This is a genomic window from Leadbetterella byssophila DSM 17132 (assembly GCF_000166395.1).
GTDB classification, from domain to species: domain Bacteria; phylum Bacteroidota; class Bacteroidia; order Cytophagales; family Spirosomataceae; genus Leadbetterella; species Leadbetterella byssophila.
Genome location: NC_014655.1, coordinates 2,169,670 through 2,187,159, shown reverse-complemented (window position 1 = coordinate 2,187,159; position 17,490 = coordinate 2,169,670). Strand labels below are relative to the sequence as shown.

At 40.7% G+C, this 17,490-nt stretch carries 19 protein-coding genes; 7 read left to right on the top strand and 12 right to left on the bottom strand.

Annotated features, from left to right (window positions below):
* Positions 1-2: 2 nt before the first annotated feature.
* From LBYS_RS10175 to LBYS_RS10150, 6 genes are all read left to right on the top strand, one after another.
* On the top strand, positions 3-1,991 hold the full coding sequence (locus tag LBYS_RS10175) for a fumarate reductase/succinate dehydrogenase flavoprotein subunit (RefSeq protein ID WP_013408790.1): 1,989 nt from the start codon (positions 3-5) through the stop codon (positions 1,989-1,991).
* 19 nt (positions 1,992-2,010) lie between these two features.
* A complete protein-coding gene (locus LBYS_RS10170; RefSeq protein ID WP_013408789.1) occupies positions 2,011-2,775 on the top strand; it encodes a succinate dehydrogenase/fumarate reductase iron-sulfur subunit in 765 nt (254 codons plus the stop codon).
* Between the two features lie 114 nt (positions 2,776-2,889).
* The gene (gene rseP, locus LBYS_RS10165; RefSeq protein ID WP_013408788.1) at positions 2,890-4,218 is read left to right on the top strand and encodes an RIP metalloprotease RseP; all 1,329 of its coding nucleotides are present in this window, start codon (positions 2,890-2,892) and stop codon (positions 4,216-4,218) included.
* 109 nt (positions 4,219-4,327) lie between these two features.
* Positions 4,328-4,792, top strand: a complete 465-nt coding sequence (locus LBYS_RS10160) for a MarR family winged helix-turn-helix transcriptional regulator (RefSeq protein WP_041824524.1) — start codon at positions 4,328-4,330, stop codon at positions 4,790-4,792.
* Positions 4,793-4,898: 106 nt separating this feature from the next.
* On the top strand, positions 4,899-5,225 hold the full coding sequence (locus LBYS_RS10155; protein WP_148225804.1) for a hypothetical protein: 327 nt from the start codon (positions 4,899-4,901) through the stop codon (positions 5,223-5,225).
* On the top strand, positions 5,222-5,641 hold the full coding sequence (locus LBYS_RS10150; RefSeq protein ID WP_013408785.1) for an NUDIX domain-containing protein: 420 nt from the start codon (positions 5,222-5,224) through the stop codon (positions 5,639-5,641). Before LBYS_RS10155 ends, LBYS_RS10150 begins: the two co-directional genes overlap by 4 nt.
* A 31-nt stretch (positions 5,642-5,672) precedes the next feature.
* Here the strand turns inward: LBYS_RS10150 and LBYS_RS10145 are convergent, their stop codons facing one another.
* Positions 5,673-6,581: a hypothetical protein gene (locus tag LBYS_RS10145; protein WP_013408784.1), complete on the bottom strand. Its 909-nt coding sequence runs from the start codon at positions 6,579-6,581 to the stop codon at positions 5,673-5,675.
* Positions 6,582-6,705: 124 nt separating this feature from the next.
* Here LBYS_RS10145 and LBYS_RS10140 point away from each other — a divergent pair, with 124 nt between their 5' ends.
* Positions 6,706-7,719 carry an NAD(P)H-dependent glycerol-3-phosphate dehydrogenase gene (locus tag LBYS_RS10140; RefSeq protein WP_013408783.1) on the top strand — a complete coding sequence of 338 codons (1,014 nt, stop codon included), beginning with the start codon at positions 6,706-6,708 and terminating at the stop codon, positions 7,717-7,719.
* Here the strand turns inward: LBYS_RS10140 and ftsZ are convergent.
* From ftsZ to LBYS_RS10090, 11 genes are all read right to left on the bottom strand, one after another.
* Positions 7,716-9,047 (bottom strand): cell division protein FtsZ, encoded by a 1,332-nt coding sequence (ftsZ, locus tag LBYS_RS10135; RefSeq protein ID WP_013408782.1) that lies wholly within the window; start codon positions 9,045-9,047, stop codon positions 7,716-7,718. The genes LBYS_RS10140 and ftsZ overlap by 4 nt on opposite strands.
* A 13-nt stretch (positions 9,048-9,060) precedes the next feature.
* Positions 9,061-10,452, bottom strand: a complete 1,392-nt coding sequence (gene ftsA, locus LBYS_RS10130) for a cell division protein FtsA (protein WP_013408781.1) — start codon at positions 10,450-10,452, stop codon at positions 9,061-9,063.
* 42 nt (positions 10,453-10,494) lie between these two features.
* A complete protein-coding gene (locus LBYS_RS10125; RefSeq protein WP_013408780.1) occupies positions 10,495-11,253 on the bottom strand; it encodes a cell division protein FtsQ/DivIB in 759 nt (252 codons plus the stop codon).
* Positions 11,250-12,026, bottom strand: coding sequence for a GNAT family N-acetyltransferase (locus tag LBYS_RS10120; RefSeq protein WP_013408779.1), 777 nt, complete (start codon positions 12,024-12,026; stop codon positions 11,250-11,252). The genes LBYS_RS10125 and LBYS_RS10120 overlap by 4 nt, the downstream gene beginning before the upstream one ends.
* On the bottom strand, positions 12,023-13,099 hold the full coding sequence (gene murG, locus LBYS_RS10115; protein WP_013408778.1) for an undecaprenyldiphospho-muramoylpentapeptide beta-N-acetylglucosaminyltransferase: 1,077 nt from the start codon (positions 13,097-13,099) through the stop codon (positions 12,023-12,025). The genes LBYS_RS10120 and murG overlap by 4 nt, the downstream gene beginning before the upstream one ends.
* Positions 13,096-14,262 carry an FtsW/RodA/SpoVE family cell cycle protein gene (locus tag LBYS_RS10110; RefSeq protein ID WP_013408777.1) on the bottom strand — a complete coding sequence of 389 codons (1,167 nt, stop codon included), beginning with the start codon at positions 14,260-14,262 and terminating at the stop codon, positions 13,096-13,098. The genes murG and LBYS_RS10110 overlap by 4 nt, the downstream gene beginning before the upstream one ends.
* A gap of 157 nt (positions 14,263-14,419) precedes the next feature.
* On the bottom strand, positions 14,420-14,818 hold the full coding sequence (gene mscL, locus LBYS_RS10105) for a large conductance mechanosensitive channel protein MscL (RefSeq protein WP_013408776.1): 399 nt from the start codon (positions 14,816-14,818) through the stop codon (positions 14,420-14,422).
* 16 nt (positions 14,819-14,834) lie between these two features.
* Entirely contained in the window at positions 14,835-15,854 is a 1,020-nt protein-coding gene (locus LBYS_RS10100) for a DUF3078 domain-containing protein (RefSeq protein ID WP_013408775.1), read from the bottom strand.
* Between the two features lie 3 nt (positions 15,855-15,857).
* A complete protein-coding gene (locus LBYS_RS10095) occupies positions 15,858-16,694 on the bottom strand; it encodes a mechanosensitive ion channel family protein (protein WP_013408774.1) in 837 nt (278 codons plus the stop codon).
* Entirely contained in the window at positions 16,687-16,863 is a 177-nt protein-coding gene (locus LBYS_RS19275) for a hypothetical protein (protein WP_013408773.1), read from the bottom strand. Before LBYS_RS19275 ends, LBYS_RS10095 begins: the two co-directional genes overlap by 8 nt.
* Complete coding sequence (locus LBYS_RS10090) at positions 16,860-17,459, bottom strand: RNA polymerase sigma factor (RefSeq protein WP_013408772.1); 600 nt, start codon at positions 17,457-17,459, stop codon at positions 16,860-16,862. The genes LBYS_RS19275 and LBYS_RS10090 overlap by 4 nt, the downstream gene beginning before the upstream one ends.
* Positions 17,460-17,490 lie beyond the last annotated feature (31 nt).

Genomic DNA, 17,490 nt, shown 5'->3' with positions numbered 1-17,490 from the left:
TTATGACATCTCCAAAACTAGATTCTAAAATACCTCAAGGGCCTTTAGCAGAGAAATGGACCAAGTATAAATCTACCGTTCCTCTTGTCAATCCGGCAAACAAAAGAAATCTAGAAATCATAGTAGTAGGTACAGGTTTAGCGGGTGCATCTGCAGCAGCTTCCCTGGCTGAAATGGGTTATCAAGTGAAAGCATTCTGCTTTCAGGACTCTCCTCGTAGAGCGCACTCTATTGCTGCTCAAGGGGGTATAAATGCAGCGAAGAATTATCAAAATGACGGTGACTCTGTTTATCGTCTGTTTTATGATACTATCAAAGGTGGTGATTACCGTGCACGTGAAGCAAACGTACACCGTTTAGCGGAAGTGTCTGCGAACATCATCGACCAATGTGTGGCTCAAGGTGTTCCTTTTGCCAGGGATTACGGCGGGCTACTAAGAAACCGTTCCTTCGGTGGTACTCAGGTGAAAAGAACCTTTTATGCTGCAGGTCAAACCGGTCAGCAGTTGTTATTAGGTGCTTATTCAGCTCTTGAACGTCAGGTAGGTTTGGGTGCAGTTAAGATGTACTCACGTCATGAGATGTTAGAAGTGGTTCTTATTGATGGTAAGGCCAGAGGTATCATTGCAAGAAACCTAATCACAGGTGAATTAGAGCGTCATTTCGGACATGCCGTGTTATTATGTACAGGAGGATACGGTAACGTATTCTACCTTTCTACAAATGCCATGGGTAGTAACGTGACGGCGGCTTGGAAAGCACATAAGAAAGGAGCTTTCTTCGGTAACCCTTGCTTTACGCAGATTCACCCTACTTGTATTCCGGTGTCCGGTGATCATCAGTCGAAATTGACATTGATGTCAGAATCCTTGAGAAATGACGGTAGAATTTGGGTTCCGAAGAAAAAGGACGACCCAAGAGCTGCTAATGATATTCCGGAGGACGAGCGTGATTACTATTTGGAAAGAAGATACCCAGCGTTTGGTAACCTGGTACCTCGTGATATCGCTTCTCGTGCTGCAAAAGAGCGTTGTGATGCAGGTTATGGTGTGGGGCCAACCAAAAAAGCAGTGTATCTGGATTTCCGTTATAACCTGATCAATAAGTACGGAAAAGCGGAGGCTTCCAGATTAGGTATTGAAAATCCTGATTTAGACACTTTAGTAAGATTAGGTAAGGAAGTGGTGAAGGAGGAATACGGTAACTTGTTTGATATGTACAAACAAATCACCGGAGAAGATCCTTACGAAGTACCTATGAAGATCTATCCTGCAGTACACTACACCATGGGTGGGCTTTGGGTAGATTATAACTTGATGACTACTGTTCCTGGACTATATGCTTTAGGTGAAGCGAACTTCTCTGATCACGGTGCTAACCGTTTAGGAGCTTCTGCCTTGATGCAAGGTCTATCTGATGGATACTTTGTCATTCCTATCACCATAGGAGCATACTTGAGCAGTGAAATCAGAACGAAGGCTATTCCTACAGATCATGAGGCATTTGTTCAAGCTGAAAAAGAAGTAAGAGATCGTCTTTCCAGATTAAAAGGAATCAACGGTAAGCAGAGTGCAGAATCTTTCCATAAACGTTTAGGACATATCATGTGGGAAAAATGTGGTATGGCTAGAAATGAGAAAGGTTTAACGGAAGCTATCCAGGAGATTCGTGAATTGAGAAAAGAATTCTGGCAAGACCTTAGAGTTCCCGGCGATATCTCTGAATTTAACCCAGAACTAGATAAGGCAGGTCGTGTAGCTGACTTCCTTGAGTTGGGTGAATTGATGTGTATTGACGCATTAGATCGCAAAGAATCTTGTGGTGGTCACTTCCGTGAAGAATACCAAGAGGACGGCGGTGAGGCAAAACGTGATGATGAAAACTTCATGTTTGTTTCGGCTTGGGAATATAATAAAGAAAGCGACTGGACTTTACACAAAGAGGTGTTAGAGTACGAAAACATCAAGATAGCCCAGCGTAATTACAAATAATCTAAACTATTCTAGTAGAATGAGTAACGAGAATATGACAATACATCTAAAGGTTTGGAAGCAAAAAAATGCCGAATCTAAAGGTCACTTGGAAGATTATACCGTGAAAAATGTTTCTCCGGATATGTCTTTCCTTGAGATGTTTGATGTGCTGAATGAGGAGTTGATCCACGAAGGAAAAGAGCCTATCGCGTTTGATCATGATTGTAGAGAGGGGATTTGTGGTATGTGTTCTATGTACATTAATGGTCGTCCTCACGGTCCGCTGGAAGGAGTTACCACTTGTCAGTTGCACATGCGTAGCTTTAAAGATGGAGATACAGTAGTAGTGGAACCTTGGCGCGCAACGGCCTTCCCTGTAGTGAAGGATTTGGTTGTAGACCGTACAGCATTTGACCGTATCATAGCATCAGGTGGTTATGTATCTGTAAATACCGGAAATGCGCAGGATGCTAACAACTTACCTATTGGTAAGGAGAAGGCTGACTTAGCTTTTGCTGCTGCGGCATGTATAGGTTGTGGTGCTTGTGTTGCTGCTTGTAAGAATGCTTCAGCAATGCTGTTTGTTTCTGCAAAAGTATCTCAACTGGCCTTATTACCACAAGGTCAGCCTGAGCGTCAAACCCGTGCATTAAACATGGTAGCGCAGATGGACGCTGAAGGCTTCGGTTCTTGTACTAATACTGGAGCATGTGCTGCTGAGTGTCCAAAAGAAATCTCCCTAGATAATATAGCTCGTCTAAACAGAGAGTTTTTATCTGCGAGTTTGGCAAAGCCTGAATAATTTTACTATGTTTGTAATACAGTGAAAACACCCGTGTATATGGGTGTTTTTTATTTTTGTGAATTATATTAAAATAAACTGCGTTAAGTTTTTGTATCGTTTACTGTATTTTATATGAATGGATTAATTATGGCAGCGCAATTACTCTTGGCGCTGACTATTTTGGTGGGTTTACATGAATTTGGTCACTTCTTATTTGCCCGAATCTTTAAGATCAGAGTGAACAAGTTTTATATATTTTTCGACTTCTTGTTTCCCCTTCCTAATGTCTTGAATTTTTCCTTGTGGAAAAAGAAAGTTGGCGATACAGAGTACGGCTTAGGATGGTTCCCTCTAGGGGGTTACGTGGACATCGCCGGAATGGTGGATGAGACCAAAGACGCCTCTCAATTATCTGCAGAACCACAACCGTGGGAGTTTCGTTCTAAACCGGCATGGCAGCGTTTGTTTGTGATGCTAGGAGGTATCATTGTGAACGTAATCTTGGGTATGATGATCTATACCGGTGTAAAGTACGTTTGGGGTGATACAGACTATGCTAAAGAAGAATTGAATAAGTCTGGAATCTTTGCATATCCTGTAGCGGAGAAGATTGGTCTGCAAACAGGTGATAAGATCATCAAGATTAACGGTTCAGATTATAAATACTTTAGCGATATCACTGCTGCTATTGTTAAGGAAAATACCACTTTTACAATTGAGAGAGAAGGAAAGACATTTGATGTTTATGTTCCAAATGAGCTCATTGACGATGTGGCAAAGAAGAAGATGTTTATCACTCCTTTGTTTGAGTTTGATATTCTAAATGTAATGAAAGGCAGTCCTGCTGAAGAATCAGGTTTACGTGCAGGTGATAAGGTAATCTCCTTAAATGGAGAACCGGTTAAATATTATCAGCTATTCACGCCTAAATTACGTACTTATGCAGGAAAGAAAGTGGAGTTAGGTATCTTGAGAGATGGCACGGAGTTAACAATCCAGCCTACGGTGAGTGCAGATTCTACCATCGGGTTTACCATGAATCCTCTGTTAAAGGTCACTAAATCTGAATTTACATTTGGAGAGGCAGTGGTGGAAGGCTCAAAAGAGGCCTTAAGTATTATTCCACAGCAGATTAATGGATTTTCTCGGATTTTCAAAGGACATATTTCCCCTCAGAACGCATTGACCGGCCCGGTAGGATTGGCACAAATGTTTTCCCCACAGTGGGATTGGGAGAAGTTCTGGATATTAACGGGTATGCTGTCCATGGCACTTGCCTTTATGAATGCATTGCCTATTCCGGCTCTGGATGGAGGTCATGTAGTGATGCTTATTTATGAGATGATAGCAGGAAAAGCTCCGTCTGAGAAATTTATGGAGAGAACCCAGCAAGTAGGTACTTTTATTTTACTTGCTTTGATGTTATATGTACTCTTCAATGATACAGTGAAATTGTTTTAATTAGGTTCAATAGAATCAAAGAAGATCTCCGGTGAGTGGTCGCCGGAGATTTTTTATTGTATGCTTGCATACGATTTATAAATGCTTAGTTTTGAGAAATTTTATGGAGATGAAAAAAGATAAGACCATAGATTTCCATATCAAATGGGTGTGGCATGCGATTTCGCGCATGTATAATCTATATGCGGCAAGTCAGGATATGACGATGTCCATTGGTTACGTTTTATTGAATATAGATATAGATAAAGGTACTCCTGCTACGAAAATTGGGCCGCAAATAGGTATGGAACCTAGAAGCCTTACCCGTATGCTTAAATCATTGGAGGAGAAAGGTTGGATCTATAGAGAGACAGATCCTAGTGATAAGCGATTTGTAAACGTCTTCTTGACAGATATTGGAAAAGAAAAGCGTAATTTTGCCCGAGAGGGTGTGCTCGAATTTAATGCACGGGTGAATGAAATCGTGTCTAAAGACGAAATGGATACTTTCCTAAAAGTAATAGAAAAAATTAATCATCTCATCGAATCTGATACTCATGAACCGGTTTTCACTACCGACTTTAAAAATTCGTAAATTTACTTTTTTAGCTTTATTTCTGTTCCCTTTTTTATCTAAGGCTCAAAGCATAGTTTACTATCCATTTAATAGTGTTTTAGGCATTAGCAGTAATCCTAATAATTTGTTTTGGGTAGATTTTAGGTTGTTCACTAACTCTTACTTTACGTCAGTAACTGGAGAGATTTCACCTCAATTTACGGTTTATTCAACGCCGAAGGCGGATTATTACACCGGAGTGGGGGTTAAGGTTAATTTTTACAACATGTTCAATAATTATAACCCCATAGAAGGTTATTTTATGAATGCTGGAGTAAAGGTCAGACCTTTCGAGAAGTATAAAAAATTACACATAGCTTTTGAAATATCACCTTATGCCGCAAAAGAAATGGATGCGGGTTTATTCCGTACCATGATAGGTATAGGGTATAACTTTGGACAGTGGAAATGAGAATCAGACCCTCAGCATTAATAGTAAAAGATAATCAAGTTTTAACACTTAAGTACAGCTACCCCAAAGGGTCTGTATATGTATTGCCCGGTGGCAATCTTGAATTTGGAGAAGGCCTCAAGCCTGCATTGGAACGGGAATTAATGGAGGAGATAGGTATCCAATGTGAGTTGGGAAAATTATTACACGTGGCAGAGGTGATGTACGAGGGGGAGAATACGGTCCATTTTATCTTTAATTGTGTAGATTTTTCCGGAGATCCTGTTATTAATCCTCAAGAAACCAAAGCGGAGGAAATTACCTGGATTCCACTTGCTCAACTCACTGAAGTCTGTCTATATCCGGCTGTAGGATCTGCTTTATTAGATCAAGAATCTCCTATTCATCTCGGGGTCTTAAAACAGCCTCGTTTATAAAAGAAGAAGCCCCCATTTGGAGGCTCCTTTATTAATCTCTAGATCTACTTGAATTTCTACTAGAACTAGTTCTGGCATTTGAACTTTCAGGAGAGCTACTTCTACCTTTGTCAGTACTCACTCTACTGTTGTTTTTCTCCACTTTCGCAGGAGCACTGCTTCTTTCAGCACCTACTCTAGAAGAACTACTTCTGTTATCTTTTTCTACTCTTGAAGAGCTGCCTCTGTTTGCAGAACCATAAGGACTCTTGTCCGGACTGGATACTCGCGACGAGCTATAGCGAGAATCATTACGTGAACTCGGTTCGCTCATTCGGCCGTTAGGACGGGTAGAAGCTCTGTCTGGAGCCATATCTCTACCTGTATAAACTTCTCTTCTAGCGTTACTACTTCTTGAAGGAGTAGCTATTCTTTCCGGACGATTATTCCAGTGTGTAGTATAATTTTTTCTATTATTATAGTACACATGTTTCACTGGATAATAAGGTCTTGGAGTATATCCTATATGGATAGATCCGTATCCTCTCTTATCAAAACGATAGAAGTCATAGCTTGTACCGAAGTACCAAGGTAGAGGACGGGTGATGACCACTCCGGTGTATCCGTAGTATCTTCTGTCCCAATCACTCAATTCAAGACCTATGGCATGGTGAAGATCTACCACATCTCTCCAGATTTCATCTTGTTCCCAAACGCTATAGTAGCCGTCTGATTGGAACGCCCATTCCTTGCGTTCTATGTCTTCTAATCTTCGGTATAGGCGGTTAGCCTCACGATTGGTCAAATAACCGGATCTGTGACCGTCTGATATTCTCACTCTGACGTCCCAACGCCAGTCGAACTCATCTTCGTAGAAGTAGCGGTCAGGCCCATCGTAGTATTGGGCATTAACAGTTACTACACTGAAGAATACTACTAGAAATGCCATCCACTTTTTCATTGTCGTAATTGTTTAGGTTTTGTATATTAGATGTAGAATAGACCAAAAGGTTTTGCTAACAAAATGTTAATAATGTAGTTTTGGGAGTTTTTCTAAAGGTATAAACCATATAATATCTATTTATATGGTTGAAAGTCAGCAAACTATGGGTGAAAAAATAGCGGTAGTAGGAGGGGGCAGTTGGGCAACAGCTTTAATAAAAATCTTAACGGAGAATCAAGTTAAGGTAAAATGGTGGATGCGTGATGCGGAGGCAGTGGCTCATATCAGAAAATATCGTCATAACCCACATTATCTAAGTAGTGTGGAATTACACCCTTCAAAAGTAAAGCCTTATCTACAGTTAAGAGAAGCCTTAAAAGGAGTGGATTGGGTGATTTTAGCTGTACCTTCTGCTTTTATTGAAGATGCTTTAAAAGATGCTGATCCTTCCTGGTTTGAGGGTAAAAAAGTGATTTCCGGGGTGAAGGGGATTATTTCAAGCACAAGTCAGTTAGTGACCGACTGGTTTGCGGAGAAATTTGCTGTGGATCCTCAACATTTGGGTGCTATTGCAGGACCATGTCATGCGGAAGAGATCGCCTTAGAAAAATATTCCTATATTACTATTGCTTCCGCTTCGGAAGACACGGCAAAGGAATTTGCGAAACTCCTGACCTGTCGTTTCGTTAAGACCTCCTACCTTACTGATTTACATGGTGTAGAATATGCCGCAGTGATGAAGAATATTGTGGCTATGTCCTGTGGTATTGTACACGGAGTAGGGGCAGGGGATAATTTTCAGGCCGTTATGGTGTCCAATGCCATTATAGAGATCCAAAGATTTTTGGATACGGTAGTTCCATTGGAAAGAAAAGTAAATGTATCAGCTTATCTCGGAGATTTATTAGTAACTTCTTATAGTCAGTTCAGCAGAAATAGAACCTTTGGGAACATGATTGGCCGGGGATATTCTGTGCAAGCGGCAAAGGTGGAGTTAAAGATGATAGCGGAGGGTTATTATGCTACTAACTGTATCCAACGTATCAATGAACAGTACAAGGTGGATCTTCCCATTGTGAAGTTTGCGTATGACGTACTGTATAATAAAGAAAAACCCCTTAAGGCTTTTGAAGAACTTAAGGGGAAATTCGTTTAATCTACTACTTTTTCCTTTTTAAGGAAGTGGAATAATTCATCTAGTTTCACCGTGGTAGGATTTCTGGCTGCCACTTCTTCTCCGCTATACAGATTAACTTGTAATCTTTGGTGAGAAGGGTTTTCGCGGATCAGTTCAAAATCTGGCACTTCTTTAACAAATTCATCATAGAAGTTTACTAAACGTGAATCTGCTTCAAATAGTCCAATCTGTCCCGGAGGAGTAGTTTTAGTTGGCTTCTTAGGCTTTTCCGGAATGACAGTGTCTAATCCGCCTCCTATTTTAGGTTCTTCCTTAGCAGGTGCCGGCTTTGATCCTACGTGTTGAGATGGGGTAGGAGCTTCAAATTTGGCGGCTACAATAGTTACTCTGATCTTATCCTTTAGGGTTCTGTCTACTGCATAACCGTGTTTAAAGATCTGGGCCTGGCTACGGATTTGTGTTTCCACAAAGTCCATGATCTTGGATTGGTCAGACATCTTGATACGGTATTCCGGTAATTCATCAGAATAAGCCATTGAAACCAATATCCTTTTAGCACCACGTATATTGTTATTTTCCAATAATGGTGAACTCAACGCTTTTTCTATAGCTTCAAATGCTCTTTCGGGACCGGATGCTTCTGCAGTACCCATCACGGCATGTCCTGCCCCTCCAAGTACGGTTTTTACGTCAGCAAAGTCAAGGTTGATAATACCCGGACGAGTGATCAATTCTGCAATACTTTTCACACCACCTGCTAGGACCTCATCAGCCATTTTATAGGCTGTTTCTATGTCCAGGTCAGCGAACATATCAGAGAGACGATCGTTCTTGATGATCAGTACCGTATCACAGTATTGTTTAAGCTTTTCAATACCGTTTAATGCTTGTTCTAATTTGAATGTACCTTCGTGGCGGAAAGGGTCAGTTACTACGCCAATGGTTAAGCGACCTAATTCACGGGCCACACGAGCTATTTCAGGGGCAGCACCTGTACCGGTTCCACCTCCCATACCTGCTGTGATGAAGACCATTTCAGTAGGATCTCCCATGACACTTCTGATGGCTTCTTCACTTTCCAAAGCGGCGTCTCTACCCACCTCCCAGTGGGTACCGGCACCCAGACCTTTGGTTAATTCTGCACCCAACTGAATTTTGACAACATCGTCAGGAAAGTTATTGAGTACTTGCTGGTCTGTATTACAAGCTACAAAGTCTACGTCACGCATCCCTTGGTTGTACATGTTGAGCATGGCATTGCATCCAGCACCGCCTACTCCAATCACCTTGATGATTTTATTCAGGTTGGATTTCAACTCTAATTCGTATTTTGGTTCAAAGATCATTTACATCTTGTGGTTAATAGTCGTCATTAAGATCATTTCTTCTAAAAATCGAGCCTAAGAAACGTGAGAATCCGCTTGGCTTATCCTCCTGAGGAGGGGTGGTAGGCTTAGGCGGCTGGGGAGCTTCAGGGTATCTGTTGCTTATAGGTTTTGGAGTCAATACCTTATTATCAACTCTACGGTCAAAGGCATAAGCCGGAGCTACTATTAAACCTAAAAGAGTAGAGTATTTTGGATTTCTTAGATCTGTGAAATTTCCAAAATCTATAGCATTGTTAAAGCTGGCTTTTCTTACTGCTCCATTTGGAATAACGCTATTGAAGATTTCTACAATCTTATCGTATTTAGCGGTTCCCCCCGTTAGGACTATACCGTTTTGGAGATGAGATTTATATCCTGACCTATGCAGCTCAGCATGCACAAGTGCGGCTATTTCTTTCAATCTCCATTCTATCACTAACATGGCATTTCTTAGATAGACTTCTTTAGAAGGCATGCCAAGTTTCTTTTCTATAACTACTACAGGAATTTCCTCCACCGGAGCGTCCATCATGGTGCTACATACGAGTTTCAGCATCTCAGCTTCCTGGAAATTGATGCCGAAGGTCTTTTCCAGATCTGCATTGATGGTATTACCTGCAATAGGTAGTATGCTTTGGTAGCGCATGGTATTACCATGGAACACAGAGATCTGAGTCATCTCAGCACCTATATTCACTATGGCTATACCGTCCTTTTTCGTGAAAGGTTCCTGAGCACTGTTGTTTAGCAATGCGCAGCTATCCGCTACAGTATTCAGGTAAATATTATCTACTTTTAAATAACCTGTTGATTTACCTTTAGCCTGCACTTGGTTAACACATTCCAGTAGGTTATTCAAGTTATCTGATTTGGTAGTAATCATTGAGTAATCTCCGCTCAGAACATTACCTATTTTTCCCACCAGGTGAGCCATAGTCTTTTCTTCATTTACATAAAAGTCCTTTGGCAATGCATGAACCAGGGTGTATCCTGGTGCCAAATGGTGGGAACGGATTACGTCTTCAGTGAGTTTGTTGATATCCTCCTGACTGATGCGATTCATACCTGCGGTAGTCACTACTTTTCCGCTTTTCGTCTGACTTTGAATGGAGAGATTAGCCAGGTTGATGTTCACAGTGTTCATTTGGAACTCATAATCAGCTCTTTCAAAATCTTTAGCTAGGTCGTCAAGCACCTCTGAGATTCTTTCGCAGGTGATCTGTGCGTTTTCTATATTACCGTATTTGATTACCTCATCGGAAGGCAATATCTTTCTCTCACTAAATCCTATTACTTTAATGACAGCTTGTTGCTGTAGGCCTACTACAGCTGCAATTTTTGAACTTCCTATTTCCAGTCCTATGAAACACTTGCCCTCCTCCATAGTTATTCGTTGTTTGATGATTTGGAAAATACATTTATGGATCTATCTGCACACGATCTGTCCGTCATACTTTACGCTTACCTCCGTAAATTTGCTCCAGGCATCTTGCGGTAGAATCTTGGTATAAAACACCATTAGTTTTTCCAATTTTGTTCGGATCTTTTGTGGTTTACCAAATTCTATCAGATGTTCTCCTAGCAGAGGTTCTAGTTGGATTTCTTTGTGCTTATCCACATGCATTCTGGTGATTTGAGCACTCCAAAATTCGTCATTAGCTACGGTTTGGATCAGTTCTAATAGATCTTTATTTTCTTCTGATTTAAGTCCTTTGATTTGTTCAAAATAGGGGCCGCTTAACAGCAAAACAGTAGGAGTGTAGTTCTTTGAAACGGGGAAAAAATGTCCGGTTTCATCCATGTATCTATCGGGAAATCTTGCGTTACCCAAAATCCTAGCCATGGGTTTGTACACTACCACATCTAAAATGATGTATCCGTTTAAGTTGACGTAGGCCTGACATTCTTTGATGATGCCGCTACTTTCTACCCTTTGTTCTACTGTTTTCAATTTTATTCTAGACAAAGGCATTCCTTTTAAAGGGAAAGTCCCTTCTCTGGTAGCCCATTGCAGAACATCTGCTTGTTTTACGAGTAATTGTTTGTCCTCGTCCTTAATCCTTACTATTACTCCTTCACACATACGTTTCTCGTCTGCTTTGGCAGATGAAAACATAAGGAATACGGCCAAGGCCGCAAGGCAGCCTCCCCCAATGGTGTACAGTATGGATTTCCAGTTCTTCATAGTTTCTCTAAATACTCGTCTGGATTTTCAATGAGCTTAAAGCGGTCTGCACTTTTCGGTTCAAGATCCGTTTGGCACCATTCTTTGAGTATTTTGACATCCTCATTCCACTTTGTGCCATCCCAAAACTCAAGTCCTTTATGGTCTCTAATCTTATATAGGGCGGCAGGTTTGTAGGCCGTTCCCAAATACGCATGCTTAAGACCATTGTCTTTGGCCCAACGGATGACCCTCCACATCATCCATTTTCCTAAAGAATGGGTTCGCATATATTCGGTATCAAAAAAGGCAAACCAATAATGTACCATGTCTTCGTTTAGAGCGGCTAATACATATCCCACCACTTTTTCAGGGGTTCTGAATTCAAAGAGGTGAGATCCGGTTTCTCTGCTTAAGATGTATTTCCATCTTTCCATACTCATGTGATCTTCACCTATGCGTTCATTGATGTAGTTTTCACAGAAGTTGAGGAATTCAGGACTTTCTGTAGGAAAAGAAGCCTTCGGGGTCACGCTTACTTCGATTCCTAATGGTTCTACCATTCTATTGACTCTTCTGTTCTCTGATGTATCGTCAAATTTTTCCAGATTCACGCGTAGAGATCTGGCAAAATAGTACACCTCTTTCTCCATGTCTGGATTTCCGGTATATGGAAGAAAACCTTTATCGTATAGCTCGCTAATCTCATCCTGGCTTTCTTTCAAAGCGTAAAGTGCATAGCTAAAAGTGTAGGTGTTGTAGTCTACGTTATTTTCAGAGAGGAAGATTTTCATATCAATTTTAGGATTTCGTGAACGATGTCTTCTGCGGCTTTTGGTCGGGCAAATGTCTTAATAGCAGTTTCTAAGGCTGCAATTTTTGTTTGATCTTTAGCTAATGTAAGAACTTCTGATATCAGTTGGTCAGATACTTTATTATCCGGTATAAGAATGGCCGCATTTTGGTCGCTTAGGCTCTTTGCATTTTTCGTCTGATGATCTTCTGCTGCAAAGGGGAAAGGTACTAGAATAGTTGCTTTTCCTACCAGGGCTAATTCGCTTACTGCCAGTGCACCTGCGCGGGATACTACAAGATTAGCGGCTGCGTAGGCTTTATCCATTTCATAAATGAAGTCGGAGATAAAAACGCCTTCCTGTTGAAGCGCTTGTGCTTCCGGGAAGTAGCTTTTTCCGGTTTGCCAAATCACTTGTATTCCTGCTCCTCTTAAGGTATTTAAGCCTTGAGACATGGCTTTGTTGATGCTCAATGCTCCCAGGCTTCCTCCTATCACAAGCAGGGTAGGTTTATGCGGATCTAGGCCAAAATGTGACCTTGAGGCTTCTTTGGATACTCCAGAAAGAAGAAGATCATTACGTACGGGATTTCCCGTAAATACGATTTTCTCTTTGGGGAAGAAGTTCTCCATGTTAGGGTAGGCTACACATACCTTTTGGGCTTTTTGGGCCAAAATCTTGTTGGTTACCCCAGCATAGGAATTTTGTTCTTGAATCAAGGTTTTAACTCCCAGATAATTACTCATCTTAAGTGTAGGACCGGAAGCGAAACCTCCCACACCTACGGCTACATCCGGTTTAAAGTTTTTGATGATGCTGTATGATTTCCAAAGGCTTTTGATGAGTTTGAAGGGAAATCCTACATTAGCTAAAAGATTGGATCTATTGAAGCCGGCAATTGGTAGCCCTACAATCTCGTAACCTTCTCTAGGCACTTTTTCCATCTCCATTTTGCCTAGTGCACCTACAAAAAGAATATCCACCTCAGGCTTTTGGCGCTTGAGTTCATTGGCAATGGCTACTGCTGGATAGATGTGCCCTCCTGTTCCTCCTCCTGAGATGATTACTTTCATGTTGCTTTAGAATGTTTACTAACACTTAATACTATACCCAAAGCGATAAAGGAGAACAATGCTGAGGTTCCCCCTCTACTAATCAAAGGTAAGGTTTGTCCGGTAACCGGTCCTAGACCTACATTGATAGCCATATGCGCAAAGGCCTGAAAGACCAGGAGTAGGGTTAGGCCTACACACAGAAGTCCGCCGAAAGCCCTTTCTGTAAAATCAATATTTTTTATGCCTCTGGCCAGCAGCCATAGGTATAAGGCAAGTACGAACAGTCCACCTACAAGTCCATATTCTTCTATCACAATAGAATAGATATAGTCAGAATATGCCTCTGGTAATACGTTTTTCTGTGAGCTGTTTCCCGGACCTACTCCGAAGATTCCTCCACGTGCGATGGCCACGTGGGCGTAATTCTTCTGAGAACTTTTGCCTCCTAAATACCCCCCTACATAACCGTCACGGTCTAAATCTTTATTGATAAAGACTTCTGTTCTATCTATTACAGTAGAAATCCTACCAACCTCTTTACCAGTAGTTAAACGTATTAGATAGCCAGAGATGAGTACAAAGGAAATTACCCCCACGATGACAGCGGTCAATGCCCGTAGATATCTACCCGGCACTTTCCCTATCCACATGATGGTAAAGCAGGTAAAACCTAGAATGATAGCAGATGAGAAACTGGATATGGAGATCAAGAGTATAATGATTCCGCACCAGGTGATGATTTCAAAAAGATCTTTCTTCTTGTATTCAATGTGGATCTTGCTGGCTAGCATGGCTGCCAGATTGACTATCAATACGAGTTTTACCAAGTCAGCGGTTTGGAATGACATTCCCATTACGTTGATCCATCTTTTGGCATTACCTATACTTACTCCAAAGATCAAGGTATAGATCAAGAGGAAAGGGGAGATGTACAAGAGTATCTTAGCTATGTGCGCGTACTTAGAAATATCCAGGAGGTGTACAAAGTAAGTCACTACAAATCCCAGAAATAGAAAAAGAGCATGCCTTAAAATGACAGCTTCGGTGTTGCCCCCGGCTTGTCTATAGGCCAAACTGCTGATACTGCTGTATACCGTGACTATACTGATAAGTGACAGTAAGCCAAGTATCCACCAGATCTGCTTGTCGCCTTGCAGATGGTTTTTAAGTTTTTCGGTCATACTAGGATCATTAAGAAAGCTGCAATCCCGGGAAGGATTACTCAACAAATTTATAATTTTTGGGAGGAGATTTAAAAGAACTTTCCATTATTATTTATAGGCCAAATAAAAAAAGGGGAAAATCTTCCGACTTTCCCCTTTTCTCTACAAAATACCTTTATTTTTTCAAAGCATCTCTGATTTCTGTCAGTAGTTCCACTTCGGTTGGACCTGCCGGTGCTTCAGGAGCTGCAGGTTTACGAACCTTGTTGTAAGCTCTTACAATAAGGAAAAGAACTAAGCCAACTGTCACCAGATTAATAATGGAATTGATCCATGAACCATAGCGAATGGCGTTTTCAGGAATGGCTGTGCCATCAGCTCCTACGGAAGCAGGGCTCAAGACGTATTTTAGGTCAGAAAAATCTGCCCCTCCGGTAAAGAATCCCACGATAGGCATGGCGATGTCTTGTACAAAACCGTTCACTACGCCTCCTGTTGCGGCGCCTAAGATTACGGCTACGGCAAGGTCAATGACATTGCCGGTCATGATAAACTCTTTGAATTCTTTAAACATTGCTATTTAGTTTAGGTTAAAAAGTGGCTAAAAATCCTATACCAAAGCCGCTTGCACTCTGCCAACTCGATCTGATGGGGTCGATAGGTTTTGGTGTAGCGTTATTATAAGCTTTGTGATTAAATATGTCTTTGTCCAAGATACCTATGTAGGTAAAGTTAACATTCAGATATTTGTTTATTTTAGCTGTTGCTAGTAAGTCGAGACGATGATCTAAGGGCTTGTTTTTATTTCCCTCGGTATCTTTCCAAGCCTTGAAGAAGTTATAACGGAAACCTAGGTTCACGTTCTTCATCACTTCCTTGTTAAATCCTAAGGTCAACTGAGAACCGAATTCTGATAGGGATTTTTTACCATCTGCTATATTAACACCATAAGCTAATCCTGAGGTAGTATCTATTTGAACATTTTTATGACTCACAAATGTCCATTTGTTTGCAATTGGTGCAAACTTCACTGTAAAGTAATCTGCAGGACGATATTCAATACCTGTAGAGATGGTTAAATATCCCGGAGTCATGAAAGCTGAAGCTATATTTCTTCTCGTCTCTGCGTTTTTATCTTTAACTGCCAGGAACTGGGAAATAAAGTTACCTTCTGCAAAGGCGGATACCTTATCGGAGATTTTCCTACCGTAAAGAGAGTTGATGAACAGTTTGTCAATGTTTCTATTGAAAACCTTTTTACGCGTTACTTCATCTTTTCCGGTACTTTGGAAACCTAGCTGACCTTCAAAATCATTGATCCATATATTCTTTCCTTTCACTAGAGCATTTTGATGTTTCAAAATGAAGTGAAGGTTAGTGTTTCCTACCACTCCGGTATTCACTTGTCTCCAGCTGTCACTGAAACCAGTGATATTAACGGTGGTTCCAAAGCTGGAATTCTTGTTCCACCCTTCTTTAAAATCTCCTTTTAGATCTTTTGTGGTCAAAGCATCAGCTACCTTTTTTTGAGCTTCGTCTGACTTTGGAACTTCTTGTGCATGGGCCGAAAAAGCGGCAAGTAAGAGAATGAGGAAAGTTGTTTTTTTCATGTATCAATCATTTTTATGGAACAAAGTAATTTTTTCCATTTGCATAACGCGCAAAGGGAAGGATACGTCTTGACCTTCGGATCTTAAAACTATGGTTGTGTTATCTATACTAATCACTTGGCCTTTTACACCCTGTATCTCTAGCCAGTCGCCTTCTCTAACTCTCTTTCTCGAGTAAATAGAACTTAAGATGTTAAGAAGGATCTCTTTAGAAGCAATTCCATATCCAATAGAAAAGGCTAATACTAAGCCTGCAATAAGTATGTTGAAGCTGCTTTCTAACAAAGTAGTGTTAATGCCTGCTTGTCCTAAAGCTAGGATCACGGAGATGAAGCTCAAGAAGAAGAATACTCCCATGCTAATCAATTTGCCGGAAGAGATCTTAAAGGACTTACAAAGCGTTTCTACAAATTTTCTGGCCAGATCAGAAACGAAGAGACCTAAAAGGGTCATGAGTATGGCTACGCCCAACTTCGGAATGAAGTCTACGAGCATCATAAACATATTAGAAATGGCCGGCACTCCTAGTGTATCTGCAGCAGATACAGAAAGGAAGAGCATGATCAGGATATAGACTATGGTGGCCAGCACCTTGCTCAGCTTAAAGTCTAATTGGTATTTACGAAGAAGCTCCATGTTCTGGATCTTTTCGCCCAACTGATCTATTCCTACCCTGGACAAGAAGGAACGAAGAATATATGAACAGATTTTGGCTACAAGCCAACCGATACTTAAGATTAGTATGGCACTGATCAAATTGGAGATAAAGGTACTTGACTGTTCTATCAATTTAGAAAAGGTGTCTACCAAAATTTGTCTGATGTCAGGAAACTCATTCATCGGTTTTTTCGTGTTCTAGTTCTTCAATAAATTTTAAGGTGGTATTTACAGCTCCTTCAGTAAATACTTCAAGGACGGCTAGAGCATCCCGGATTAAGTCCACTTCTGACATCAGAAGTTTCTTCAAATTAGGGGAGACTTCTAAATTATCTTCATCTATGGTTGTCATTTTTCAAAAAGGCTTAAAATCTTCATAACTATAAGTACAAAGACAGTGATATTTTCCAGATAGTATTTCTTCAATTTTTCCTTACTCCTCAAAAGTCGCATTTTTACAGCACTCTCAGAGATTTTCATGGTTTCAGCAATCTCTTTAATGCTGAAATCTTCCTGATATTTCATTTGAAGAATTGCTCTCTCCTCACTCGGCATTTGCTTTAAGCTCTTCTCCAATTCTGCACTTTGGAAATCTAGGAAGTCTGCGTCGTCCTCATCACTAATATCAATCTGATCCGGTAAAGGCACCTCGGTCTTCTTTTTCCGAGTCCTTATTTGGTCCATACAGTAGTTATAGGTAATGGAATACAGCCAAGTAGAAAACTTTGATGTCTCTTTGTAAGTGCCGATTTTAACAATCAACTTCAAAAAGATATCGTGCGTTAAGTCTTCCGCTTTTTCTTGATTGTATACAAAGGAATAACATTTTCGATATACTTTGTTTGCATATCGTTCATAGATTTCTTCAAAATACTCGTTCTTCTGACTGGTAATATACAAGCTTACCAATTCTTCATCTTTATAACTGGTATATTTTGAGGATTTCAATTTTGACTGGGTTTATTAAAAAAGTAACATG

Coding starts and splice junctions, on each gene's coding strand:
- ftsZ (WP_013408782.1), bottom strand. CDS start 9,047: ATGATCTTTGAACCAAAATACGAATTAGAGTTGAAATCCAACCTGAAT.
- murG (WP_013408778.1), bottom strand. CDS start 13,099: ATGAAAGTAATCATCTCAGGAGGAGGAACAGGAGGGCACATCTATCCA.
- LBYS_RS10095 (WP_013408774.1), bottom strand. CDS start 16,694: ATGAATGAGTTTCCTGACATCAGACAAATTTTGGTAGACACCTTTTCT.
- LBYS_RS10145 (WP_013408784.1), bottom strand. CDS start 6,581: ATGAAAAAGTGGATGGCATTTCTAGTAGTATTCTTCAGTGTAGTAACT.
- LBYS_RS10175 (WP_013408790.1), top strand. CDS start 3: ATGACATCTCCAAAACTAGATTCTAAAATACCTCAAGGGCCTTTAGCA.
- mscL (WP_013408776.1), bottom strand. CDS start 14,818: ATGTTTAAAGAATTCAAAGAGTTTATCATGACCGGCAATGTCATTGAC.
- LBYS_RS10140 (WP_013408783.1), top strand. CDS start 6,706: ATGGTTGAAAGTCAGCAAACTATGGGTGAAAAAATAGCGGTAGTAGGA.
- rseP (WP_013408788.1), top strand. CDS start 2,890: ATGAATGGATTAATTATGGCAGCGCAATTACTCTTGGCGCTGACTATT.
- LBYS_RS10110 (WP_013408777.1), bottom strand. CDS start 14,262: ATGACCGAAAAACTTAAAAACCATCTGCAAGGCGACAAGCAGATCTGG.
- LBYS_RS10125 (WP_013408780.1), bottom strand. CDS start 11,253: ATGAAGAACTGGAAATCCATACTGTACACCATTGGGGGAGGCTGCCTT.
- LBYS_RS10120 (WP_013408779.1), bottom strand. CDS start 12,026: ATGAAAATCTTCCTCTCTGAAAATAACGTAGACTACAACACCTACACT.
- LBYS_RS10100 (WP_013408775.1), bottom strand. CDS start 15,854: ATGAAAAAAACAACTTTCCTCATTCTCTTACTTGCCGCTTTTTCGGCC.
- LBYS_RS10160 (WP_041824524.1), top strand. CDS start 4,328: ATGAAAAAAGATAAGACCATAGATTTCCATATCAAATGGGTGTGGCAT.
- LBYS_RS19275 (WP_013408773.1), bottom strand. CDS start 16,863: ATGACAACCATAGATGAAGATAATTTAGAAGTCTCCCCTAATTTGAAG.
- ftsA (WP_013408781.1), bottom strand. CDS start 10,452: ATGGAGGAGGGCAAGTGTTTCATAGGACTGGAAATAGGAAGTTCAAAA.
- LBYS_RS10150 (WP_013408785.1), top strand. CDS start 5,222: ATGAGAATCAGACCCTCAGCATTAATAGTAAAAGATAATCAAGTTTTA.
- LBYS_RS10170 (WP_013408789.1), top strand. CDS start 2,011: ATGAGTAACGAGAATATGACAATACATCTAAAGGTTTGGAAGCAAAAA.